Source organism: Pedobacter terrestris (genome assembly GCF_052343045.1).
Classification (GTDB): Bacteria; Bacteroidota; Bacteroidia; order Sphingobacteriales; family Sphingobacteriaceae; genus Pedobacter.
The window spans coordinates 251318-275439 of record NZ_CP180264.1 but is presented as its reverse complement, the minus strand read 5'-3'; the positions used below and the strand labels follow the sequence as shown (position 1 = coordinate 275439).

At 38.1% G+C, this 24122-nt stretch carries 20 protein-coding genes and 1 riboswitch; of the genes, 6 read left to right on the top strand and 14 right to left on the bottom strand.

Annotation, left to right across the window (positions count from 1 at the left end; all coding sequences use genetic code 11):
* Positions 1–31: 31 nt before the first annotated feature.
* Together ACJVDH_RS01360 and ACJVDH_RS01355 are read left to right on the top strand one after the other, a co-directional pair.
* Entirely contained in the window at positions 32–241 is a 210-nt protein-coding gene (locus ACJVDH_RS01360; protein ID WP_443945790.1) for a class I lanthipeptide, read from the top strand.
* A 69-nt stretch (positions 242–310) separates the two neighbouring features.
* Positions 311–520 (top strand): class I lanthipeptide, encoded by a 210-nt coding sequence (locus tag ACJVDH_RS01355; protein ID WP_443945789.1) that lies wholly within the window; start codon positions 311–313, stop codon positions 518–520.
* Between the two features lie 398 nt (positions 521–918).
* On the opposite strand, the gene ACJVDH_RS01350 is transcribed toward ACJVDH_RS01355, so the two are convergent.
* The 9 genes from ACJVDH_RS01350 to metH all read right to left on the bottom strand — a co-directional run bounded on the left by ACJVDH_RS01350 (position 919) and on the right by metH (position 15384).
* Positions 919–2118 carry a lanthionine synthetase C family protein gene (locus ACJVDH_RS01350; RefSeq protein ID WP_443945788.1) on the bottom strand — a complete coding sequence of 400 codons (1200 nt, stop codon included), beginning with the start codon at positions 2116–2118 and terminating at the stop codon, positions 919–921.
* On the bottom strand, positions 2119–2838 hold the full coding sequence (locus ACJVDH_RS01345) for an HlyD family efflux transporter periplasmic adaptor subunit (protein WP_443945787.1): 720 nt from the start codon (positions 2836–2838) through the stop codon (positions 2119–2121).
* A 1-nt stretch (position 2839) separates the two neighbouring features.
* Positions 2840–5029: a peptidase domain-containing ABC transporter gene (locus ACJVDH_RS01340; protein WP_443945786.1), complete on the bottom strand. Its 2190-nt coding sequence runs from the start codon at positions 5027–5029 to the stop codon at positions 2840–2842.
* 5 nt (positions 5030–5034) lie between these two features.
* A complete protein-coding gene (locus ACJVDH_RS01335) occupies positions 5035–8205 on the bottom strand; it encodes a lantibiotic dehydratase (protein WP_443945785.1) in 3171 nt (1056 codons plus the stop codon).
* 87 nt (positions 8206–8292) lie between these two features.
* Positions 8293–9015, bottom strand: a complete 723-nt coding sequence (locus ACJVDH_RS01330; protein WP_443945784.1) for a LytR/AlgR family response regulator transcription factor — start codon at positions 9013–9015, stop codon at positions 8293–8295.
* Entirely contained in the window at positions 9012–9950 is a 939-nt protein-coding gene (locus ACJVDH_RS01325; RefSeq protein ID WP_443945783.1) for a sensor histidine kinase, read from the bottom strand. The genes ACJVDH_RS01330 and ACJVDH_RS01325 overlap by 4 nt, the downstream gene beginning before the upstream one ends.
* An 89-nt stretch (positions 9951–10039) precedes the next feature.
* Positions 10040–10240 (bottom strand): class I lanthipeptide, encoded by a 201-nt coding sequence (locus ACJVDH_RS01320; RefSeq protein WP_443945782.1) that lies wholly within the window; start codon positions 10238–10240, stop codon positions 10040–10042.
* Between the two features lie 404 nt (positions 10241–10644).
* Positions 10645–11598 (bottom strand): methylenetetrahydrofolate reductase, encoded by a 954-nt coding sequence (locus ACJVDH_RS01315; RefSeq protein WP_443945781.1) that lies wholly within the window; start codon positions 11596–11598, stop codon positions 10645–10647.
* A 69-nt stretch (positions 11599–11667) separates the two neighbouring features.
* The gene (gene metH, locus ACJVDH_RS01310; protein WP_443945780.1) at positions 11668–15384 is read right to left on the bottom strand and encodes a methionine synthase; all 3717 of its coding nucleotides are present in this window, start codon (positions 15382–15384) and stop codon (positions 11668–11670) included.
* A 170-nt stretch (positions 15385–15554) separates the two neighbouring features.
* Positions 15555–15660: riboswitch (SAM riboswitch) on the bottom strand.
* A gap of 210 nt (positions 15661–15870) precedes the next feature.
* Here metH and ACJVDH_RS01305 point away from each other — a divergent pair.
* Positions 15871–16428, top strand: coding sequence for a hypothetical protein (locus ACJVDH_RS01305; protein WP_443945779.1), 558 nt, complete (start codon positions 15871–15873; stop codon positions 16426–16428).
* A gap of 71 nt (positions 16429–16499) precedes the next feature.
* On the opposite strand, the gene ACJVDH_RS01300 is transcribed toward ACJVDH_RS01305, so the two are convergent.
* The 3 genes from ACJVDH_RS01300 to murQ form a co-directional block, all read right to left on the bottom strand.
* Positions 16500–17255 carry a Bax inhibitor-1/YccA family protein gene (locus ACJVDH_RS01300; RefSeq protein WP_443945778.1) on the bottom strand — a complete coding sequence of 252 codons (756 nt, stop codon included), beginning with the start codon at positions 17253–17255 and terminating at the stop codon, positions 16500–16502.
* A 36-nt stretch (positions 17256–17291) separates the two neighbouring features.
* Positions 17292–17858, bottom strand: a complete 567-nt coding sequence (locus ACJVDH_RS01295) for a hypothetical protein (RefSeq protein ID WP_443945777.1) — start codon at positions 17856–17858, stop codon at positions 17292–17294.
* A gap of 71 nt (positions 17859–17929) precedes the next feature.
* Positions 17930–18745 (bottom strand): N-acetylmuramic acid 6-phosphate etherase, encoded by an 816-nt coding sequence (gene murQ, locus ACJVDH_RS01290; protein WP_443945776.1) that lies wholly within the window; start codon positions 18743–18745, stop codon positions 17930–17932.
* Positions 18746–18934: 189 nt separating this feature from the next.
* Here murQ and ACJVDH_RS01285 point away from each other — a divergent pair, with 189 nt between their 5' ends.
* The 3 genes from ACJVDH_RS01285 to ACJVDH_RS01275 all read left to right on the top strand — a co-directional run bounded on the left by ACJVDH_RS01285 (position 18935) and on the right by ACJVDH_RS01275 (position 21737).
* A complete protein-coding gene (locus ACJVDH_RS01285) occupies positions 18935–20542 on the top strand; it encodes a S41 family peptidase (protein WP_443945775.1) in 1608 nt (535 codons plus the stop codon).
* A gap of 90 nt (positions 20543–20632) precedes the next feature.
* Positions 20633–21229 (top strand): short chain dehydrogenase, encoded by a 597-nt coding sequence (locus tag ACJVDH_RS01280; protein WP_443945774.1) that lies wholly within the window; start codon positions 20633–20635, stop codon positions 21227–21229.
* A 1-nt stretch (position 21230) separates the two neighbouring features.
* Complete coding sequence (locus ACJVDH_RS01275; protein ID WP_443945773.1) at positions 21231–21737, top strand: GNAT family N-acetyltransferase; 507 nt, start codon at positions 21231–21233, stop codon at positions 21735–21737.
* Positions 21738–21781: 44 nt separating this feature from the next.
* On the opposite strand, the gene ACJVDH_RS01270 is transcribed toward ACJVDH_RS01275, so the two are convergent.
* Together ACJVDH_RS01270 and der are read right to left on the bottom strand one after the other, a co-directional pair.
* On the bottom strand, positions 21782–22291 hold the full coding sequence (locus ACJVDH_RS01270; protein WP_443945772.1) for a GNAT family N-acetyltransferase: 510 nt from the start codon (positions 22289–22291) through the stop codon (positions 21782–21784).
* 448 nt (positions 22292–22739) lie between these two features.
* On the bottom strand, positions 22740–24041 hold the full coding sequence (gene der / locus ACJVDH_RS01265) for a ribosome biogenesis GTPase Der (protein WP_443945771.1): 1302 nt from the start codon (positions 24039–24041) through the stop codon (positions 22740–22742).
* Between the last annotated feature and the right edge of the window lie 81 nt (positions 24042–24122).

The following is a 24122-nucleotide window of genomic DNA, read 5'->3' as shown; positions in this document are numbered from 1 at the left end:
AGTAGGCTTTTAAAAATCTAAAACCAAAAACATGAAACCAGTTAAAAACAACAAATTAAACATCGACAGAAAAACCATCGCTAAACTAGACCAAAGCGCAATGGCAAGCTTAAACGGCGGAGGAGCAGCAGCAGAACAGGAATTGGATAATGCCGGTACAACTGCAACTTTCTGGACGGTTACCTCCCTGATACCAACCACACAAACGACAACTGCAACAACTGTAACCACAGTTTACTAAACAAAACATCATGAGCGGATGCCGAAAAGCTCAAACAGAGTAGGCTTTTTAAAATCTAAAACCAAAAACATGAAACCAGTTAAAAACAACAAATTAAACATCGACAGAAAAACCATCGCTAAACTAGACCAAAGTGCAATGGCAAGCTTAAACGGCGGAGGAGCAGCAGCAGACTCACAATTAGGCCAGGGTGAATCATCTGATACCTTCTGGACATTGACCTCTCTGGTACCAACCATTGAACCATCAACCACCATAACCGCGACTTTAATCCGGTAAATGCTTTCACAGTCTGCTATAATAATAAAACAACCCAGAAAAAACGGATGAAAATTCAAGCTAAAATCTTGAAATCAATCGTCAAAATAACAAAAGTGCTAATGCTCTTTTAAAATAAAATAACCCGTAATAAATTTAATCCATCGTAGGGAAACCTACAATTACAAGCCAGTATCCACCTCTAGCAAATAGTACAGAAACCAATACGAACGAAGTACATAATTAGTGTATATTCTGCCCATAACAGTAAACTTAATTTTTGGAATTTAAACAAAAATAGAAAAGGGATATTTGGCCTAACGCAAGTATCCCTTTTCCTATTCAGAGAAACTAAAAGAATAATAAACTTCTGTTTTAAGATCTTCCTATTACGCAAAAGATAAGCCAGATATTTGGCATCAGGACAATAACAGGCATTCGTCCCATGCCGTTCCTGTTTCTAAATTACGGTTTAAGTAGCTAAGAAGTACCATGCCTGTTCCGGTGATTCCATTCAGCAATCCGGTTACCTCCCCCCAACCCTTATTTTCTCCCAGGTAAAACTCAAAACCAGCAGTTTCTCCAACCAGCTTCGACATCCAGTAGTCAAGTTCCTGTTCAAAAATTGTATGCGGCAATATCTTACATATCTTCAGGTACAAATATGCAATTCCACTCGAGCCATGGCAAAATCCGGCATCTGTAATTTTCTGTTCATCAACTATTCGCCTCCCCACAATTTGATGTAGAATCCTGATCACCTGTTTCTCCTTTTCCTGATTCTGTAAAGCTTTTGAAATTTTAAGCAAAATGAGAGAGATAGCCAAATCGCCATAACACCAGCTTTGCATTGCCGGGGGATGAACGACTTCACTACCATAAAAGCGAGACTGAATTTTTGTTGGAAAAAATGAGCCTGTTTCGCTATGCGGATTCATATTATTCTGGTAGAATCTGAATCCCTTTTCCATCAGTTCAATACAAAGATCCTTACAAATGTTTTTTTCATAACACTTCAATACAAATGCCAAGATGCCCGCAACACCATGAGCAAATCCAAAATCTATAATATGCTCCTGATAATTAAACTGATCATATCTCTCCCATTTTACTTCACCATTTTCAAAAATTCCGTTGCTGTACAGCGCCTTGAGTAAAATTTCAACAGATTCATATTTTTGACGTTTCATTAAGTATAACCCTACGCCAATGGCACCATGCAAAAGATCATAATGTTGGGCATCTATAAAACGGTTATATTCATTTAATAAAAGCGGATCTATTTCAGTACAAGTTTCGTAATAGTAAGCATCCGGATAACGGATGTACGACAAAAACCAACCCCATCCTGCCAGTCCTGAAGCAAGCGAAGCAGGAAGTGCAGTTGCTTGTTCAACAGATTTATAGGTGTATTCGATTGCTTTTGAGCAGATCTTTTTTGACTCAGCTGCTGGATTTAACCGATCATTTTCATAAAAAAATAACGCTAATCCCGACGTGCCCGAGATTAGCGATAAGTTATGTACAAAGTCTTTACTTTTTATTTTATGATAAAGGAATAGGTTGATACTTTTTAGTTTTTCCTGTATAAACACATTCAAGTCTTGAGGCCCGCACATCTATGATTGAAATAGCAGGTTGAATAGGCTAGCTTCTTTATATAAAATATTAACCAACCCAGATACCGGATATAAAATTTGCCCTTGGGTAGAAATAATTTCAGATAATTTCTGATCAATTTTTATCTCCACGGTTCCATATTTTTCACCGTGTTTCGGAATTCTCAGTCCTTGAACTTCTCCTGTTATTTTTTCTAACCCACCGAATTCTTGTCCGGATAATGAAATCATTACTTTTTGTCCGAGTTTCACTTTACAGTAGGCGGATAGTGGAACGAAGGCACTCACATCAAGGTTAGTCTTCAGGGGGGTAACAGCCATCATTTGAGTTCCTGCTACAATCTTTTCACCAGTATAAATTTGTTTGAGGTAAACAACTTTACCTGAAGTATTGGCGAGGATCGTCTGCGCGTTGTTTCCAGTATATAATGTATCGCCAGGCTTAACAAGGTCACCATTTTTTTTAAAAACATTGGCGATAACAATATCTTCATTTGTAGTAACCAACTGCCCTGCCTCTATCGGTTTCAATGTAGTAAAACCGTTAATGGTTTCAGGAATTTTAATATACCAGGCTAAAAATCCCAATGAAATGATGAGTGCGAGTAATATCGTATTGCCCAAAATGACGATTTTGGATGGCCCAGTTCCTAGTAATTGATTTACTTCTCCGTCATTCAAAAGATTGTGCTCCTCTGCTTTATCTGTATATTGTTCCATATTATGTTCCTAATTCTAATTGGTTTTTGATTAATGTAAAATAAAGTCCCTTTTTTAAAACCAGCTCCTCATGTGTACCCTCTTCTGCAATTCTTCCCTCTTCCAGAACAACAATTTTATCTGCATTTTTCACTGTACTTAACCGATGAGCAATTGTCAGTACCGTTCTGCCTTTAAATGCATGCTCAAGCCTTTCCATAATCACTTTTTCATTGTTGGCATCTAATGCGCTGGTGGCTTCATCAAAAAACAAGAATGACGGATTTTTATATAAGGATCTTGCAATTAATAACCGTTGTTTTTGTCCGGTACTTAAGCCATATCCATTCGGTCCGATTTTCGTTTCCATAGCTAAAGGCAGTTTACTTACAAAATCGTCAATATTGGCAATTTTTAAACACTCCAGAAGCCTGGTTTTATCCGGCACCTCCTCGCCTACTGCAATATTATTTACAATACTATCTGAGAAAACATAACCTTCCTGCATAACTGATCCAACCTGATTTCTCCAGTTGTAATGAGATACATCGCCAATGGAATTTGCCCCAATAAGGATTTCCCCTTCGTCTGGTTCATAAAATTTAAGTAAAAGCTTTAAAAGCGTGGTTTTTCCACTTCCGCTCGATCCAACAATTGCAGTTACCTTATTTCGTGGTACGGTTAAATTGATGTCCTTTAAAATCAATTTGTTTCTCGAACTTTTTTCATAAGAAAAAGAAACATTTTTGAGTTCCATATCTCCAGCTTCGGGAACATCAAGATGAACTACATCTGTCCGCTCCTCATCTGGCTTTTGATGTATTTCGTTAATTCGCGCAACACTGATTTTAGCATCCTGGTAAGATTGGAAGAACTCTAAAAGTTGTGCAACCGGACTATTCAACTGGCCGTTTATGTAAGAAATAGACAGCATCATCCCCAAACTGATATCACCTTGTAACACCAGCTTTGCAGATAAAAAGGTAATAAAGATATTTTTAAGCTCATTGATTAGTGATGAACCTGCTGTTTGGCTTTGTCTTAAAGACAAACCTTTTAAGTTTACTTTGAATAGCTTTATCTGAATGTGTTCCCACTGCCACCGTTTTTTGCGTTCAGCATTGTGAAGTTTAATCTCTTGCATCCCATAAATCAATTCCAGGTTTTTCTCCTGATTGACTGATAATTGAGAAAAGCGTTTATAATCCAGCTCAGCACGTTTCTTCATGAATATTGAAATCCAAATGAAATAAAATGCACTTCCAAAGAGAAATACTACAAAAATCATTACGTTATAGTAGGCCAGTACACCACCAAACACGATGATGTTAATACAGGAAAACAAAATATTTAACGAACCTGTGGTTAAAAAAGATTCTACCCGTTGATGATCTGCAATTCGTTGTAAAATATCGCCGGTTAATTTGGTATCAAAAAAGCCCAGGGGAAGTTTCATCAGTTTGATGAAAAAATCTGAGATCAGCCTGATATTTATCCGGGCGCTTACATGTAAAAGAATATAGGCCCTGATAAATTCGACACTGGTTCGCCCGATAAAGAGAACCAGTTGTGCAATTAAAATAAGATTTATAAAATTGAGGTTATTCTGTTTGATCCCAACGTCTACAATACTTTGCGTTAAAAATGGGATAACCAGCTGTAAAGCGCTACCCACGATAAGTCCGAGAAAAACCTGAAATAGCATTTTTTTGTACGGAACCAGATACTTCAACAGAACGCCAAGGCCCTTTCTGGGGCTCTTGGCTTGTTCATCTTCTTCAGATTCAAAAAAATCTGAAGTGGGTTCAATGGCCATCACAATTCCAGATTTTCCATCTGTAGACCAGTTTTTCATGAACTCCTGTTTAGAGTAAGTAATCAATCCATATGCAGGATCAGAAACATATACCACGTCTTTTTTAATCTTATACACTACAACAAAATGTTTTTGTCGCCAATAAGCAATACATGGAAATAAATCTTCGGTTTGTATTTCTTCAAACTCAATCTTTGCTCCAATAGTTCGGAATCCAATATTTTCTGCAGCAGCACTTATACTTAACAAAGTACTGCCTGCCCTGTTGGTTTGGCACAATTGCCTTAAATATTCCAGGGAAAAGGATTTTCCATAATATTGTGCTATGATCTTGAGGCAGCTGGGCCCGCAATCCATTTCGTCATGTTGTTTATAAGAGGGAAATTTCTTCAACATTATATTTAGTTTAAGCCTGTTATTTGTAGCTGCTGTTTCTTTTTTATTTGAGCAATTTGCGATTGATAATATTTTGCCATAATATCATATACAATCAATTCATGGACACGCGCATCGGCGATGAATAATCTATTTAATAACATGTGCAGGTAAGCGCCAAGTAAATCCGATAAAGGCACCTTCAGCTGTCTTTTTTCTTTAAGTGCCAAAATTTGTTTGGTAATTGTTGCAGAAGCTGCCGATCTGTTTTCTATTATTTTGAACAGCGGCATAAATGTTTCTGTATTTGCATTGGTTTTATCCATCATCATGGCAATCATTGGCCGATGGTCTGCATACTTTTTGTTGATCTGAAGTTTGAGATTTTTGTCCATATTAAATTCCAAAGCAAAACCCGTTTTGATTACATTCAGAAGTTCGCTTTTTTCTTCTAATGAAAGGGCAAAATCATCTAACAAGGCATCAGCAGATTTCAATCCCCATAACCATCTGATATCTTCCCTTGCATCGCCCTGAGTTTCCTCCAAAAAGCCAAGCAATGCTTCGCTGTCTGCACAAAAAAGAGATTCGGCCAGTTCAATACTGTTTTTTCCATAACGTTCTATTTCTCTTTGATAAGAATCAATCTGAGATTTCCAGATCAAACCTTGTACCTGAAGGTGCGCAGTGAACTGATTTATGATATTCATACAGGTACCGATGTTTTCGATATCTGTTAAATGAAAACGAACCCTCAAATGGAAATGCGGATCATTGTATCGGATAAAAAACCATTTATCGATCAGATCTAGTTTTTTCAATTCGGATACAATCTGAGCAATATTTTCTTCCAGTATTTTATCAGCAGATTTTGGACCGCAGTAAAGTTTGAAATAAACCCATTCAGAACCAGGGCCAAAGCGGCGTATACCATCTCCTTCTTCATCGTCTTTAAATTTTTCGGAAAGCGGAAGATCGTAAACCGGATTTTTATTAATTAAAGTAGCGATAAATTGGTTGGTTACTGCTTCTCCGCCATTCGTACAAATTGATGATTTTTCGCCAAAGAGGAATTCCTTTAAAATAATATTTGACCTGTTCTCTATTGTTTTAAGCCAGCTTCTAATGCTTTGGGTATTCTCAAAATCAATTAGCAATTCATTGTCGCCATCTGCAAGGCATACATATCGGGGCATCGTCCATTTACCGAGGAACGATTGAATTTCTTCCTGCAACTGATCATCTTTCGCTGCTAATAAGCCTTTAAATTCATTTTTGGTCAGTTGCCATTGTGCAGGTGCCAGAATTAAGTTTTTATAGCGCATTCTGGGTAAAAATGAATATTGCGAGGCCATTGAACCCCAGGTAAATTTAAAGCCGGCGCGAATGTCTTGTGTTTGTAAATCGCACAGAAACTGATAAACAGGAAGCGCCTTGTAACTGAAGTTATGGGCTGTACTTAAACGGGGAATGATTTCTTTGCCCAATTTTTTAGAAAAAAGAATGATCTTATTGTGGCGCACTCCAATCATTAGATCTGAAGCATCAATCTGCTGTTCTGCAGGTAAGGATGACTTGCCTAAGTAAGGAATCTCATAGTCTCTGAAAACAGTATGCAGCATAATATTCCCTATTCTGTTTTCCGGCAGATGTATAATTTCGGCAAAAACGACCTCTTTATTAAGCTCTTGTTCACGCTGAGTAATATCCATTACTACTTTATGAATTTCCTGATCTGCGTGAGTAAACCTGCCCAATAAGTTTGCGCCGCTGGATCCGCCGATAGTTTCTACCATAACCAGATCATCTTCATTATTTACCAACTTAAATAGTATAGATACCGATGGTGGCGTATTTTTCCAGTTTGGTTCAAAATTGTTAAAGTCTTCCTCTGTGAATACAGCTTCAAAATTTCCGTCCGAACTTACTTTTTTCAACTTATTAAATAAAAGCCTCGAAGTTTTATCAAACGGAATTGGCTGTCCGCCAGAAGTTCCACGTCTGGGTAAAACAATACCTTCAATAAGCGGTGAAATATTTTGATTGCTATTTTCCAGGTAACCAATTCCAGTTTCGGTATCCAAAACATCTAACATTGGCATTAACTGATCTTCATATCGCTCATAGAAGCGTTTTGCGAAGGAGGTTAAATTACTTTGTCTTACTTCAGGGTAAAGTGCATTTGCAAGAGCGAAAGCCTCGGCTAAACTTTCCTGAACAGCTTCATTTACACGATCTGCAGATACTGCTTTACTCATATCGGTCTGAAACAATTTACTCTCATCAAAAGCGACACCTAAGCTGCTGATCAAGCTTGTCAGTTCGCGGTAAGCGGAGATGGGGTTCCGAACTTCACTGTCAAGGTTCGCTAAACGTTGTCTGATTTCTTCAACAGTTTCAATAATATTGTTTAGCGCGTCGCTTTCATGTTCCGCAGATATTTTGTGCAGGATTGTTAAAATTTGGTGTATAAACTCCGGGCCGGTCACTGCAGGTTCCAATTCGCTAACCAAAACCTGAGCGGTAATCAATTCATCGATAAAGAATATAGCATCTTCCAAACTGATTTCATCATTCACCAACGCAGAAGCAAGATCTAACAGTGATTTTCCGTTAGCACTTAGTGCAACAATTTGCTGTATATATTCCGAATTATTTACTGCGCTTATTCTATAAGAACGGCTTCCATTCTGATATTTATATTCGACATAACGTATCTCATCAGTGATGGAATAGATACTTGAATTTGGAAAGTACTGAAGCCATGGTTTAATTTCGGGTCTGTTCGCAAGATCCTGTGCCATTGCACATAGATAATGCATATCTAAACGCGTATGTCTGCCAAAATGTTCCTGATCAAAAGAGACTTCAGTTGGCTGATTGCTCCATGAGGTTATAGAACAACCTGAAAACAGACCAAATGGTGTAGATCTTGAACTCATTCTGCTGATGTATTTTACCAGAGAATTGGTTACTCTAATGATATCTTTTTGTTCTTTTATTTCGTTATGCTTTAAGCGTAAACACTCTCTGTGAAGTACTGGAGAAGCCAGGTAGATCGCTTCCAGAAAAGCTTCATCATTCAGAAAATGATGAATATCGTTTACCTTATTTAAATTTTTGAAAGCGTAACGTGGAGTTCGCAAGATTAATTTTGGATGGAACTCGTATGGGAAGTCCTTTTTATCATTTTTCATATCTTTTCGAATTGTATGATCAATGATAAAAAGGAATCTTTAGTACTCCGAATTGGTTACACCAATTTGAGTTTAGTAGGTACGGATTTAAAAAATATCTTTACCCTTCAGGTTTATCCGTTCTATAAAATTAGGTTTGTAGGTAACACCTATTGGAATTTTACCAGATACATTTCTCAGGCGAACCTGGTTACCTTCTACCATTTCTATATTATTAATTGAAATAATATATGAATTGTGTACCCGCACAAACAGACGCTCAGGTAGTATTTCTTCAAGATATTTCATATTCATCAATGCCATCACACATTCACCTTTCAGATAAATCCCGACGTAATTTTTCATCCCTTCTACATAATCAATATCATCAAAATTTATTTTGATCAATTTGCCCTTTTGCTCTGTTTTTACGAAAATGAAATTTTCTTCTGCACTGGTTTGCAATTGCTTGGCTGAACTTATCAATGCAGACGCCTTTTGCACGCTCTTTAAAAATCTGGAAAAGGCAATCGGCTTTAAAAGAAAGTCAACAACGTCATTCTCAAAACCTTCAAGTGCAAATTCGCCATGCGCGCTGGTAAAAATAATTTGCTGCTTATTCGCAATTGCGCGTGTAAAATCTATGCCCGATATTTCGGGCATATTAATATCAGAAAAAACAAGATCTACCTTTTTTTGGCCCAATACTGTTAAGGCTTCAAGCGGACTTGTAGTGGCATGAACCAACTCCAGTAATGGTATTTTTTCTATATATGTTTTGAGCAGATCTATAGCATGCTGCTCATCATCCAATATTAAACATTTAATCATAACCCTTTAATAAATAATTTTACATTGTACCAGGTAGGTTCATTCTCAATTTCAAGCAAATAATCTTCTTTATACAAAAAATCTAATCTTTTCTTCAGGCTGGAAAGACCTATACCTGTAGAGTGAACCCTAAAACCTACAGCCTTCTTATTACGGATTTCAAAATATATACCTTCTTTGGTTGTTTTCAGGTCAATTCGTATCGGGTTATCCGGATCAGTCGAATCTCCATATTTGAATGCATTTTCAACAAAAGTGATCAGAACATGAGGGATAAGCAGGTGCTCGCTTTCCGTTTCAAAGTTTTTATTAAAAACAAAGTTTAGTTTACCACTAAAACGCAGGTTGTTTATTTTAATAAGATTTTCAATATGTTCCACCTCCAGTTCAAGCGGAACTTTTTCACCATCTGTTTTTAATGAATATCTTAAAATATCGGTTAATATCATAAGTCCTTCTGCCAGATTATCATCTAAGGCGAGTGTTTTGGTATAGAAAAAACTTAATGTATTGTATAAAAAATGCGGACTCAGTTGTTCCTTCAGAAACTGGTTTTCAATTTCCAAACGCTGCTGTTCCAAAACAGCAATATTTCTATTCTTCTTTATACTGTCTACCGCGAACCAAAAACCCAGTGCGTAGATAAAGTATTCAAAGAATACATATAGGCAAAAATTAAAAAAAGCCGGGTGCAGAAAAGAATCAAACGGTTTTTTTAGAATGTTTAAGTCAGATACGCCTTTGGAAAGGTATCTGAAAAAGCAAAATAACAACAGGGATAAAAAGAAATACAGGATGCCGAACATCCGCTTTTTTTTATCCCTGAATGAGGGAATAACCCAATAAACTAAAGCATAAAATAATGCAACGGCCATCAAATGGCCGATCAGCAAATCTTTAAACTGAAATCTTGCCTTAAAAGTAAAATAATACATAATGATTGCATAGGATATATAAAGTGTCCAGCAAGCAATATGTATTATTACGTTTTTGTATTTACGAAATTTTGTCAATTACATTGGTATTAAAGAGAAATTATCCCTCCGGTTAATATTGTTTCTAATGTTACTCCTGTAGTTCTGGATTCTGTATTTGCAGTTGTTGTACGAAGAATATCCTCTCCCCCACCGATAATACTGCTCATACCTTGTTGATCCAATAATACGATCGTTTTTTTGTTAAAAAATAATTTCTTTGTTGGCTGAGTGTTAATTGTTTTTTTCATGTCGTTTGTTTTTTTATAAAGGTAATTTCTTTCATTACATCACCCTCATATTTTACACCGATTGGCAAATTGTATGTACAGTTTTAAAAAAACAAGAGATGTAAGCCCGTTTTTAGACCTGTACACTTTTCAGTTTCAATAGATGTAAAAGAGGCTTTCCCCGAGAAAAGCCTCTTTCTTTAACTAAAGATTTCAATATAGATAATCATTTCGCTGATAGAAAATAAATCAAAACATTTTAGCTGATTACCTTCATTTTTCTAGAACACCCAGATTGGGAATAAGGAATTTTTTTCTAAGTGTGTGAGATACGAAAAAATAAACCAATACATACTGTCACAGCAAGACGTTTGTTGCCACATTGTGGTGCAAATAGCTAAGCCGTGTGCCGTTGTTGTGAATAATTAAAAAATTGCTTTTGCAATCCGTTTGGTTTGTTCGGGTTTGCCCATTGTATAAAAGTGTAAAACCGGAACGCCAAAATCCATCAGTTCTTTACACTGTTTAATCATAAACTCCGTTCCAACTTCACGAATATCGGCAGCTGTTTTTGCATGCTCAACAGCGTCACTCAAATCATCAGGAATATCGATATGGAAAATTTTCGGCAAAGCAACCAACTGTTTCGCGGTACTGATTGGCTTTAGTCCTGGAATGATAGGAACATGAATATCATTTTCGCGGCATTTTCGTACAAAATCAAAATATTTCTGATTGTCAAAAAACATCTGCGTTACGATAAACTCTGCGCCCATATCTACTTTCTTTTTCAAATACTTAAAATCGGCGTTTAGGTTCGGTGCTTCAAAATGTTTTTCAGGATATCCGGCAACGCCGATACAGAAATCACTTCTAAACGTCTCTACATCTTCATGCAAAAATTTACCTTCATTATGATTTTTAATGTGTTCAATCAACTCCGTTGCGTAGCAATGGCCGCCTTTGGTTGGTATAAAAGCGGCATCGGCCTGGCGTGCATCTCCACGTAAAGCCAACACATTATCTATGCCCAGAAACTGAAGATCAATAAGCGCATTCTCCGTCTCTTCTTTGGTAAATCCACCGCAAATTAAATGCGGAACAGCATCAATTTTATATTTATGAATAATTGCTGCACAAATTGCAATTGTTCCGGGGCGCTTACGATACGATACTTTTTGCAATAATCCATTCTCTTGTTCCTTGTAGATATAATCTTCGCGAAGCGAAGTGACATCTATAAAAGGTGGTTCAAACTCCAGCAGAGGATCAATTGCATCGTAAACCCATTGTATACTTTGGCCTTTAATTGGTGGTAAAAGCTCAAAAGAGAACAAGGTTTTACCTTTCGCATTATTAATATGGTCTGTAATTTTCATAGTCAAAGCCTAAAAGGGGCTTGGGTATTTAGTGTATCAATATAGTGGAAAAATTTTTTTCCTTTTGTTTTAATAGGCCAGATTCGGGCTTAACCAACGTTCAACTTCTTCAACTGGCATATTTTTTCGGATGGCATAATCTTCGATCTGATCTTTGGTAATTTTGCCCAAACCGAAGTAACGCGATTGCGGATGAGCAAAATAAAATCCGCTTACTGCCGCCGTTGGATACATCGCATAACTTTCTGTTAAACGTAAACCAATTTTTGCCTCAGCATCTAAGAGCTCAAATAAAGTACCTTTTTCTGTGTGTTCCGGGCAGGCTGGATAACCGGGTGCTGGTCTGATGCCTGCATATTCCTCTTTAATCAGTTCCTGGTTGCTCAGATTTTCATCTTGAGCATAACCCCAAAATTCTTTCCGAACACGCTCATGCATACGCTCTGCAAAGGCTTCTGCCAAACGATCGGCAAGCGCCTTAACCATAATGCTGTTGTAATCGTCATGGTTGGCTTCAAATGCATTCACCAATTCATCAATTCCAATTCCGGTAGTTACGGCAAAACCGCCAAAATAATCTTGTATTCCACTTTCTTTTGGCGCGATGAAATCAGACAATGCGTAATAAGGTTGCCCATCTACTTTTTCGGCCTGCTGGCGAAGCGTATGAATAGTTTGGTGTCGGATGCCGGAAGTCGGAAGTCCGGCGCCTGTCAGCAAAGTTCCATCCTCAGTCTCTTGACTTCGGACTTCCAGAACAATATCATCGCCAACAGAATTTGCGGGCCAAAAACCAATTACACCTCTTGCAGTAAGTAATTTTTCATCTACAATCCTATTCAGCAAAACCTGTGCATCATCAAATAGTTTCCGGGCTTCATCACCAACATTCTTATCGTCGAAGATTTTCGGATAACTTCCGCGTAGCTCCCAGGTATGAAAAAACGGCGTCCAATCTATATATGGCACCAATTCCTCCAGCGGATACTCATCAAAAACCCGTGTACCTGTAAATACCGGAACCGGAAGATTCTGATCAAACTCTATCTTAAATTTATTGTTGCGTGCTTCTTCAAGTGTTTTAAATCGCTTATCAGAACGTTTATTCAAATGGGCTTCACGTGCTTTATCGTATTCTGCTTTTATGCCGTCAATATAATCGCCGCGAGTTTCCGGATTCATCAACGTGCTGCAAACCGTTACACTTCTTGAGGCATCTAAAACATGTATCGCCGGACCAGAATAATTTGGTGCAACTTTAACTGCTGCATGAATGCGTGATGTTGTGGCACCACCTAAAATTAATGGAATCGTGAAATTCTCGCGCTCCATCTCTTTTGCAAAATGGACCATTTCATCCAGTGATGGTGTAATTAATCCGCTTAATCCAATAATATCTGCATTAATTTCTTTGGCTTTTTTAATGATATCCTGAGCAGGCACCATTACGCCCATATCTACAATTTCGAAATTATTACAAGCCAGCACTACGCCTACGATGTTTTTGCCGATATCATGAACATCGCCTTTAACCGTGGCCATCAATACTTTTCCGGCCGACGAGTTTTGGTTCTGATCCGGGTTATCCAGCTTTTCCTGCTCAATAAAAGGTAATAAATAAGCAACGGCTTTTTTCATTACGCGGGCAGATTTTACCACCTGTGGAAGAAACATTTTACCTGCGCCAAAAAGATCGCCTACAATATTCATTCCATCCATCAAAGGGCCTTCAATCACCTGAATCGGGCGGGCATATTTTTGTCTGGCTTCTTCAACGTCATCGTCCAGATATTCAATCAAGCCCTTAACAAGGGAATGAGACAAACGTTCTTCTACTGTTCCTTTACGCCATTCTTCATTTTTAACAATTTCTTTGCCTTTAGATTTTACGGTTTCTGCAAATTCTACAAGGCGTTCTGTTGCGTCATCCCTTCTGTTTAGCAGCACATCTTCTACGCGCTCTAAAAGTTCTGGCGGTATTTCCTGGTAAACTTCAAGCATCCCGGCATTTACAATGCCCATATCCATACCGGCCTGGATGGCGTGGTATAAAAATGCAGAGTGCATGGCTTCTCGAACCACATTATTTCCTCGGAAAGAAAATGAAATATTGGAAACACCACCACTTACCTTGGCATAAGGTAAATTCTGTTTGATCCAACGTGTGGCATTAATGAAATCAACAGCGTAATTATTGTGTTCTTCTAAACCAGTAGCTACAGTAAGAATATTCGGATCAAAGATGATGTCTTGCGGAGGAAAACCAACGCCATCAACCAGGATATCGTAACTGCGTTTACAGATTTCTATTCTTCTTTCATAATTATCGGCCTGGCCTTTTTCATCGAATGCCATTACGACAACGGCTGCACCGTAAGTTAAAATCTTACGCGCACTTTCAATAAATTTCTCTTCCCCTTCTTTAAGTGAAATAGAATTTACAATTCCTTTGCCTTGCAAACATTTTAATCCGGCTTCGATTACACTCCATTTTGAAGAATCGACCATGATGGGCAATTTGGCAATATCAGGTTCTGATGCAATGAGGTTTAAAAACTTGGTCATTGCTGCTTCAGAATCCAACATACCTTCATCCATGTTCACGTCAATCACTTGCGCACCACCTTCTACCTGCTGACGGGCAACCGCAAGTGCAGCTTCATAATCGCCGCTTAAAATCAATTTAGAAAACTTCGGAGAACCCGTAATATTGGTTCTTTCGCCAACATTTACGAAAATGCTTTCTGGCGTAATGGTTACGGGTTCTAATCCGCTTAACCGCATATTAGGCAGAGCCGATGGAATTTTACGAGGTTCTGCTTTACGTGCATTTGCCGCAATACAGCCAATATGATCCGGCGTTGTACCACAACAGCCCCCTACAATATTTACAAATCCAGATGCGATAAAATCATCTACCAAATGTGCAGTTTCATGCGGTTGCTCGTCATATGCCCCAAACTCATTTGGTAAACCGGCATTTGGATAAGCAGAAACATAACATCCGGCTTTTGCCGCAAGTTCTTCAATATGCGGCCGCATTTCTTTTGCACCTAAAGCACAGTTAAAACCAATACTTAATGGTTTTGCGTGCATAACAGAATTCAGAAAAGCTTCGGCAGTTTGCCCGGAAAGGGTTCTGCCAGAGGCATCTGTAATGGTACCGGAAATCATAATTTCCAGTTTACGGCCAATCACAGCCTCGTATTGTTTAATTGCCGCAATGGCAACTTTTGCATTTAAGGTATCAAAAATGGTTTCTATAAGCAAAACATCAGAACCGCCATCTACCAATCCGCGAACCTGTTCATAATAAGCATCAAACAGTTCGTCGTAACTAATGGCACGGAATCCGGGATCATTAACATCAGGAGAAAGAGAAAGTGTACGGTTTGTTGGCCCAACTGCACCTGCAACAAAACATACCCGATCTGGATTTTGCTGCATAAATTCTAACGTTGCTTCTTTTGCAATACGTGCGCCTTCATAACTCAGTTCATAACTAAGTGCCTCCATCTGGTAATCGGCCATAGAAATACGCTGTGTACTAAACGTATTGGTTTCGATAATATCTGCACCACTTTGCAAATATTCCAGGTGGATTTGTTTAATCACATCCGGGCGTGTAATGTTAAGCAAATCGTTATTGCCTTTCACATCACTGGGATGATCTTTAAAACGCTCCCCTCTAAAATCCTCTTCTGTTAAGCTGTATCGCTGGATCATTGTGCCCATTGCACCATCAATCACCAGAATACGCTTTTCTAATTCTTCTCTTATACTCATTTGTTCGTAGTAGTAAGTAGCGAGTATCAAGTACCAAGATTTTCTTGATTTATTAATACAGGCGTTCGGACGATAGCAATCAAGACAAGCTCATCAAACTTGATACTTGATATTAATACCCGATACTTAAAAAGGCTTATTTAAAAAGTTGGTACACGATTGTACTCCTAAACTTATCTGTTCCCGTATTAAAAACCGAGATAGAATTTAGCACCTTGTTGGCACAGGTTGCTAAGACTTCGTTGGGTCTAATCCCTCCGTCTTTCTTAATAAGCATACAAAAATGCAACAAAGCTACATCATTTCCAAAATTTATCACCCCCATGCCAAATAAAATTACACAGCAGCCATACATTCCTTCATTCATCAATATATTATTCTGAACAAAAAATTGACCCTTGTAAAAAAATACTGACACATAAACACAAATCTTGATACTCTATATTTTAAAACTAACTTAGTAGTATATCTTAAATAAACACGCATATGAAAAAACTAATCATTGGATTATTCCTTCTTTACGGAGGATTTTCCGCCTACGGCCAAATTAACGTAGAAGAACCTGAGTACATTGGCGAAGCCGTTTATGTATCGCCAGAGAACGCTGTTACACCTTTAGAAAAAGAAGCCGTAAAAGTACAGGCCAAAGCTGGTGCATCATTATTGATTACTGGAATTGGAAAGGTAAAATCGAAAATGGTCATAGAGGGCAATTCTTCTCCTGTAAAGTTACCGGCAGTAGCGCCGCTAACGTTTATTGTGAAAAGCTTCGATAATAAATCAGACCCTTTATCCATTATCAGCATTGTGAAGTTTGAAGCAACGAGCAGACAACGAAAATCTGAACTCAGTTCTGTCGGAACATTCTCCGGAGCTTCAACAAACAACCAAAATTATATCCCATATAAGTCCAAAAAGTATAAAGAAAGTTCATATCAGTTAAATATTCCTGGTTTAGATCCGGGAGAATATGGAATCATCGTTTCAAACCCAAATGCACTTGCGAACAGCAATACCATTGTGGCTTGTTTCGCAGTAGAATAATTGAAATGATTTTGCACAAAAAAAAGCGATATTCAATTGAATATCGCTTTTTTTATAGCTTTTAATATTGCTTATTTTCTTCCACCGAAAATCCTTAAAAGAGATAAGAACAAATTAATGAAAGTAATATATAGAGTAAGCGCTCCCATTATTGCAAGTTTTTTGCTGTCGTTAACACCAAAAGCATTGCCGTCTTCATCCAATCCTTCCCCTATTTTCTTTAGTTCCTGCACTTTATAAGCTGTCAGCGCGGTGAAAATTGCCACGCCGAAAAATCCCATAATATAGCCTAAAGTGGAGCTTCCTATAAACATGTTGATCACGCTAATAATGACCAAACCGATCACCCCAGCGAAAAGAATAGGGCCAAATTTACTTAAATCAGTATTAGTAGTATACCCCATAATTGCCATTACCGCAAATATTGCTGCAGCTGCTCCAAAACTTATCACTACCGATGGCAGAGAATAAGTCAACAAGATGAAGCTCAACATAATGCCAGTTAGCACAGAATAGAGAATAAACACGCCAATCAAAGATTGATAAGACATCGATTGCATCCTTGCGCCCATTAAAAATACAAGCCCCAGAGGTGCAAATATTGCTATATATCCCAATACTGTGAATCCTGCTTTACCCGTGTTGGGATTATAAGAAACGAGATAATCCATAACGGCAGGTGTACTCGCTATGAAATATGCCGCAAACGTCGAAATGACTAAAGCAACGAACATCCACGAGAATACATTTCCGAAAAAACGTTTTGAAGCAGATTTCCCCTGTACAAAAACGCTGTCTTTCTGATATTGATAATTTTGTTGTTCCATTGTATGTTGTGTATTTAATAATATAAAAATAATCTTTTAGTTTAACCTTTTTGTCAACTGCTCTTCAACTTTTTTAAAGAACTGCAAAGGTTTTAATGTTCTCCAGGGCATTTCATCAAAGGCACCACCGAAGTTAATATAGTAATCGATGTTGTTTTCCTTAAACTCGCGGATAACGTGCTCCTGAAAATTAACACCAACAATCCAGCCATCTTCAACTTCCTGAAACCATTCTTCATAATAACTGTCGTCAGAGGCGTGGAAATTCAGTACGTTTTCGCCAATCAGGATAAATTTTGTAATGCCTTCATCCATCATCAGCTCCAAAATATCTCTTTTTAATAGCATGATATCGTTGTTAATGGCATCATTCCATTCTCCAATCATTTCAATAATGGCGTAAGACCGATCATAATCGGTAAAAAGAACCTTTAAATAAAGTGTATTGGATCCAAATTCATCCCATTGGGGATGCAATAAGAAATTGTAAATCTGTTTATCGAAATACAACTCTGAATATTCTGTATTGTAAAAAGGAGAACGTTCATCTTCTGCTGAGATGTATTCATCTCTCCATTGGTAATAGGGTTCAATCTCGTGCATGAGTTATCTTTTGATTTCTGATCAACGGATTTAGATAGCCCGAAGCCGTAAATCTAAACTCGTGATCTATTTTAATGTGGTTCCTGCTGGCCGGCTTCTACCGCTTTACGTACACTTCCATAACGGTTTAACAACTCTGCGGCTTCGTTGTAAGCGATATTCAATTCATCGGCAACCATCTGTGTTCCGCGGTCAACCAGTTTATTATTGGTTAACTGCATATCCACCATTTTATTACCTACTACTCTACCCAGTTGAACCATTACGGTGGTACTCAGCATATTTAAAACCAATTTCTGCGCGGTACCCGATTTCATACGTGTAGAACCGGTTACAAACTCAGGGCCAACTACAACTTCTACAGGGAAATCAGATTCTGCAGCAATCGGTCCGCCCGTATTGCATACAATACAACCTGTTAAAACGCCAGCTTTGCGTGCCATTTGTAAGCCACCAACAACATAAGGTGTAGTACCAGATGCAGCTAAGCCCACCAAACAATCTGTCTCATTAATATTAAATTCTTGCAAATCATTCCAGGCTTGCTCCGCGTCATCTTCAGCAAACTCCACTGCCTTACGGATGGCACCATCTCCTCCGGCAATAATACCCACAACCCAATCAAACGGAACTCCATAAGTTGGCGGACATTCTGAAGCATCAACTACCCCCAAACGGCCGCTAGTACCTGCGCCGATATAGAATAAACGGCCGCCTTTTTTCATCCGTTCTGTTACGGCAACAGTAAGTTTCTCTATTTGAGGCAAAGATTTTTCTACGGCATATGCAACCGTTTTATCTTCATTATTAATGCCCTGCAAAACTTCCAATACCGACATCTGTTCGATGTGGCTGTAATTAGATTCCTGCTCGGTAACTCTGTTCATAAATTTAATTTTGATAAAAATCGGTAAATTCTTTCTAAAAATCTGAGTAAAATTTCAAAAATATACATTGATTCAAAGAAAGCAAAAAATACGAACCTCAATTTATACGTAAAATTGGAAACAAAACCATAGAAAATGGGGTTAAAAAATAGATCAAACCGCTAATTTTCATAAATTTGCGGTAACGCTATGAAAAAGAATACCCGATATAACCTGTTAATTGCCCTGACTTATTCCATCATACTTATTGTTGGGATGGTTTTAGGCATTAAATTCATTAAAGATCAAGGGTATGGTGTGCAAAAAAGTCCTCAACTGGCAACAAACAGCGATGAAAAGCTGAATGAAATTCTTCACATTATCAATAAAAATTATGTGGATGAAATCAATACCGATTCTTTGCATAATCTTTCTATTGACAGCGTTCTGCATCAGCTCGATCCACATAGTGTTTATTTGCCTCCAACCGATGCGCAGGATATGACAGATAATCTTGAAGGTAATTTCGAAGGTGTAGGTATTGAATACTATATGCTGAATGACACCATGATGGTTACCGGCCTAGTGAAAGACGGGCCAGCTTCTCAGGCAGGCATTAAACTTGGCGATAAAATTCTGGCAATAGACTCTACTTTTGTAAGCGGCAGAAAGCTGGAAAAAAGTCAGCTTAGCGGCCGTTTCAGAGGGAAATCGGGTACTGGAGTGGGTGTAACTTTGATTCATACAGGCAGTACACAACCACAAAGGCTAATGGTTACCCGCGGAAAGGTAAATGTAAGCAGCATTGATGCGACTTATATGATCAATAATGAAACGGGCTATATCCGGATCAGTAAGTTTGGCGCCAATACCGATGCTGATTTTGCAACAAGTGCCAATAACCTGAAGGCAAAAGGCATGAAAAAGTTGATCTTAGATTTACGGGATAATGGTGGCGGATATTTTACCGCAGCAACCGGATTGGCAGATCAGTTTTTACCAGAAAACAAGCTTATTGTGTTTACACAGGGTAAACACGAACCCAGAACGGATTACATGTCTACCGGTACCGGAACATTTCAAAACGGTAAACTGGCCATCCTCATTAATGAAAACACGGCTTCAGCCAGTGAAATTGTTGCTGGTGCGATACAAGATCTTGGTCGAGGCGTAATTATTGGTCGCCGTTCTTTCGGTAAAGGATTGGTACAGGAACAATTTGCTTTTGAAGATGGTTCTGCACTCAATTTAACCATTGCGAGGTATTATACGCCATCTGGAAAAAGCATTCAAAAATCTTACAAAAAAGGATACGATGCCTATAAACACGAGCTCGACGACCGAATGATGGATGGCGAATTGACTGGCGATCATACATCATTTCGAGATTCAGTAGAAAAGGCCGAAGGTGTTTCTACACCACTGGTAAAAAGAACCCGTCCAATTGGTGGTATACAGCCTGATATTTTTGTAAAATTAGATACAGCGGGTTACAATAAAACCTATAGCACTCTGGTAAGTAGAAAAATACTGTCGGATTATGTATTCAATATCCTGACCAATAAATACAATGCCGCATACGTAGAAGCGAACATCAATACGTTCAATTTCGGCGATAATGATTTTAAAGATTTTCTTGCCTTTATTCAGCGGAAAAATGTTCAGGTCGATCGCGCGCAACTGAACAACTCTAAAAATGTAATTTTGAATGACCTTAAAGCATTGCTTTGCAGATATTATATGGGTGATGTTGGTTATTACAGAGCGGCCAACCAAAATGACAATGTCGTAAAACAGGCTTTGGTTAGTTTACAATAATCGTTTTTCAAAACAATTTTACCTACATTATTTGTTTATGCAGTATTGATCACTGAACAAAATATTGTTCAACCTTAATCAGTACTGAATATGAAGATTATCATTGTTGGCGCCACCGGCACGTTGGGTAGCAAAATAGCCACTGCATTTGAGGCAAAAAACGAAATTATCCGCGTAGGCAATAGCCGTGGCGATTTTCAGGTTGATATCGCCAGCGAAACATCAATCCAAAAGATGTTTGAAAAAATTGGTCCTTTTGATGCCTTAATCAGTACAACTGGCAAAGCGCCCTTTGTACCTGTTCCGGAGATGACTTCAGCACAAATGCAATCGGGATTATTGAATAAACTGTTGGGCCAAATTAATCTGGTACTTATTGGACAGCACTTTATTCGTCCAAATGGCTCTTTCACATTAACATCTGGTATTCTGTCTGACCATCCGGTTTTTGCCGGAAGTGCATTAAGCACGGTAAATGGTGGAATCAATTCTTTTGTAAAGGCGGCAGCATTAGAACTTCAAAATCACGTCAGATTAAATGTTGTAAGCCCGAACGTTGTAGAAGACTCTCCGGCATATTTTGATTCCTTTCCGGGAGAAACTCCCGTATCCATGCAAAAAGTTGTTAAGGCATTTGAGAAAAGTGTTTTGGGAATTGTTAACGGTCAAATTATCCAGGTTTATTAATATGCTGGACACTGTACGCCTGCGCTTGCTGCCACTCACGCACAATCAATTACTCAAATTCATCCGGGATGACCACTCTCTTGAGTCAGAATTGCAATTAAAACCTTCCAAAGGAAATATATCACCGTCACTTCAACACGCTTTAGAAAGCAGCATTTTGCCAAATGTGTCCAATAAAGATAGAGATTATCTATATCATACCTTATGGATTATAATTTCTAAAGAGAACAATAGAATTGCCGGCGATATCTGTTTTGTCGGAGAACCAGATCCTGAAGGAGAAATTGAAATTGGTTACGGGATATATCCCGAATTTCGTGCCCGCGGATATATGACAGAAGCTGTTGCAGGTATTATTGAGTGGGCAAAAACACAGGAAAAAATTAAATCTATATTTGCGGCTACGGCTAAAGAAAATATTGCGTCTTACTCTATACTGGAAAAAAATAACTTTGTACATATCGGTGAGGTAGACGATATGTTAAGCTGGAAGTTGATATTAAAATAAAATGCGAACCAAAAAACCAGAATCCAGTTCGCAAAGTAATTTCACTAAAGCCTGATTTCAAATAAACTTAAACTAATGCCTTCATAATGTTTTGGCAGTCCTTCTGACTCATGAAGCGCTACAACACCAACATAATCGAATCCACAACCCGTATAATATTCCAATAGTTTTTGATTATCAGCCCAGGTGTCCATCCGTATAAATTTCAAATCTTTCTCTACAGTATAACCTTTCGCCCAGTTTATAATTTCTTTTACGAAGGCATAGCCACGAAAATCGGGGTGTGTTACAATTCTATGAATGTAAATAGAATCCTGATCGCGATCGCCCCAAATGAGTTTATCTTCAAAAGTAACCGCAAAAATACAGGCAACAACACCGTCAACCAGAACTTTATACTGTCGGTTTTCCGAAATTTCTGTCTCAACCAATTCTTTACTGAATCCTTGCCAGTGTTTGTTAAAGACTTTTTTTTGATGGACAATAGCCATATCATAAAAGTCGAAAATAAGATCGATGTCTGTAGAATTGCTGTTAACGACTTGAATGCTCATGCCTGAAGTATTTTGATGGAAATTCGACAAAGATACAACCTGCTTTATAGAATTTCTATGTCATTTCGATACGAAACGCAGTGCAGTTAGAAATCTAATAGCTTAATCTTGTAGATCTCTCGCTGCATTCGAGATGACGCGAAACCATTCCATTCGAATTGACGCGAAATCCAAACTTCCATCGCTAGATCTCAGAACCATTAGAAACTTTTTTTTAAGAGATTGCTTCACGCTACGACACCACCCAACCTTCAGTTCGCAATGACGGTTATCTAACCTAACGTCATTTCTATACGAAACGCAGTGAAGAGAGAAATCTAATCAACTTAATCTTATAGATCTCTCACTGGATTCGAGATGACGCGAAATCCGCAGGTAATAACATTAGCCTGGGTTTACGCTAAATGCCCAAACTTCCGTCATCGGACTACCGACGTCCGACTTCTCCCTACTTTTGTCTGAAGAAAATCTGGATTGGTGCGCCTGCGAAGTTGAAATTTTCTCTAAGCTTGTTCTCCAGAAATCGTTTATATGGATCTTTTATGTATTGAGGCAAATTACAAAAGAAGGCAAACATTGGAGATGTTCCATTGATTTGGGTAATGTACTTAATTTTAATGTGTTTACCCTTTAGCGCAGGTGGCGGATAGTTCTCAATTAACGGCAGCATGACGTCATTCAATTTAGAAGTCGGGATCTTCTTGCCTCTGTTTTCGAATACGGTTAATGCCTCTTCTATGGCCTTGAAAATACGTTGTTTATTTAAAACAGAAGTAAAGATAATTGGAACATCAGTAAATGGCTTTATACGTTCTTTGATTTCATCTTCAAAAACCTTCATGGTTTTAGTGTTTTTTTCAATTAAATCCCATTTATTCACCAAAATTACCACGCCTTTTTTGTTTTTTTCTGCAAGGTGGAAAATATTAATATCCTGACTTTCGATACCTTCAACTGCATCAATCATCAACACCACCACGTCTGCCTCTTCAAGGGCTTTGATGGTACGCATTACCGAATAAAACTCTATGTTTTCTTTTACTTTGGTTTTCTTACGTAAACCGGCAGTATCAATTAATGTAAATTCATGTCCAAACTGGTTGTAGTGAATTTTAATTGAATCGCGGGTCGTACCGGCAACATCGGTTACAATATTTCTGTCCTTACCAATTAAAGCATTAATTAATGATGATTTTCCTACGTTAGGCCGACCTACAATTGTAATTTTTGGCAATGAATTTTCTTCTTCCGGAACATCTTCAAAATGCTTAATCACTTCATCAAGTAAATCGCCGGTGCCAGAACCTGTCATAGAAGAAATGGCGTGCACTTCTCCTAAACCGAAGCTGTAGAAAACGCCTGTTTCATTATGTAAAGCTGTGTTATCTACTTTATTGGAAATTACAAATACCGGTTTTTTACTTCTGCGAAGTACTTTGGCAATTTCGTCATCCAAATCCGTTACACCAGTAGTTACATCCACCATAAATAAAACCACACTGGCCTCTTCAATGGCAATTAAAACCTGTTCGCGTATAGCGGCTTCAAAAACGTCATCAGAGCCAGACACGTAACCACCCGTATCAATAACGGTAAATTGTTTATCTGTCCACTCGCCAACACCATAGTGTCTATCGCGTGTTACGCCACTAAAATCGTCAACAATTGCCTTGCGGCTTTCTGTTAATCTATTAAAAAGGGTGCTTTTGCCCACGTTAGGCCTACCTACGATAGCTATAATATTACTCATGATATGTTATTGAAACGTTACAGTGAACGTTGTGTATGCTTATTTTGTCTGGCTGATGGTTTATAAATTTAAAGAGGAGAC

Coding starts and splice junctions, on each gene's coding strand:
- metH (WP_443945780.1), bottom strand. CDS start 15,384: ATGAGTATAAGAGAAGAATTAGAAAAGCGTATTCTGGTGATTGATGGT.
- ACJVDH_RS01320 (WP_443945782.1), bottom strand. CDS start 10,240: ATGAAAAAAACAATTAACACTCAGCCAACAAAGAAATTATTTTTTAAC.
- ACJVDH_RS01300 (WP_443945778.1), bottom strand. CDS start 17,255: ATGGAACAACAAAATTATCAATATCAGAAAGACAGCGTTTTTGTACAG.
- ACJVDH_RS01295 (WP_443945777.1), bottom strand. CDS start 17,858: ATGCACGAGATTGAACCCTATTACCAATGGAGAGATGAATACATCTCA.
- ACJVDH_RS01325 (WP_443945783.1), bottom strand. CDS start 9,950: ATGTATTATTTTACTTTTAAGGCAAGATTTCAGTTTAAAGATTTGCTG.
- ACJVDH_RS01285 (WP_443945775.1), top strand. CDS start 18,935: ATGAAAAAGAATACCCGATATAACCTGTTAATTGCCCTGACTTATTCC.
- ACJVDH_RS01340 (WP_443945786.1), bottom strand. CDS start 5,029: ATGTTGAAGAAATTTCCCTCTTATAAACAACATGACGAAATGGATTGC.
- ACJVDH_RS01355 (WP_443945789.1), top strand. CDS start 311: ATGAAACCAGTTAAAAACAACAAATTAAACATCGACAGAAAAACCATC.
- ACJVDH_RS01275 (WP_443945773.1), top strand. CDS start 21,231: ATGCTGGACACTGTACGCCTGCGCTTGCTGCCACTCACGCACAATCAA.
- murQ (WP_443945776.1), bottom strand. CDS start 18,745: ATGAACAGAGTTACCGAGCAGGAATCTAATTACAGCCACATCGAACAG.
- ACJVDH_RS01350 (WP_443945788.1), bottom strand. CDS start 2,118: ATGTGCGGGCCTCAAGACTTGAATGTGTTTATACAGGAAAAACTAAAA.
- ACJVDH_RS01345 (WP_443945787.1), bottom strand. CDS start 2,838: ATGGAACAATATACAGATAAAGCAGAGGAGCACAATCTTTTGAATGAC.
- ACJVDH_RS01330 (WP_443945784.1), bottom strand. CDS start 9,015: ATGATTAAATGTTTAATATTGGATGATGAGCAGCATGCTATAGATCTG.
- der (WP_443945771.1), bottom strand. CDS start 24,041: ATGAGTAATATTATAGCTATCGTAGGTAGGCCTAACGTGGGCAAAAGC.
- ACJVDH_RS01305 (WP_443945779.1), top strand. CDS start 15,871: ATGAAAAAACTAATCATTGGATTATTCCTTCTTTACGGAGGATTTTCC.
- ACJVDH_RS01360 (WP_443945790.1), top strand. CDS start 32: ATGAAACCAGTTAAAAACAACAAATTAAACATCGACAGAAAAACCATC.
- ACJVDH_RS01280 (WP_443945774.1), top strand. CDS start 20,633: ATGAAGATTATCATTGTTGGCGCCACCGGCACGTTGGGTAGCAAAATA.
- ACJVDH_RS01270 (WP_443945772.1), bottom strand. CDS start 22,291: ATGAGCATTCAAGTCGTTAACAGCAATTCTACAGACATCGATCTTATT.
- ACJVDH_RS01315 (WP_443945781.1), bottom strand. CDS start 11,598: ATGAAAATTACAGACCATATTAATAATGCGAAAGGTAAAACCTTGTTC.
- ACJVDH_RS01335 (WP_443945785.1), bottom strand. CDS start 8,205: ATGAAAAATGATAAAAAGGACTTCCCATACGAGTTCCATCCAAAATTA.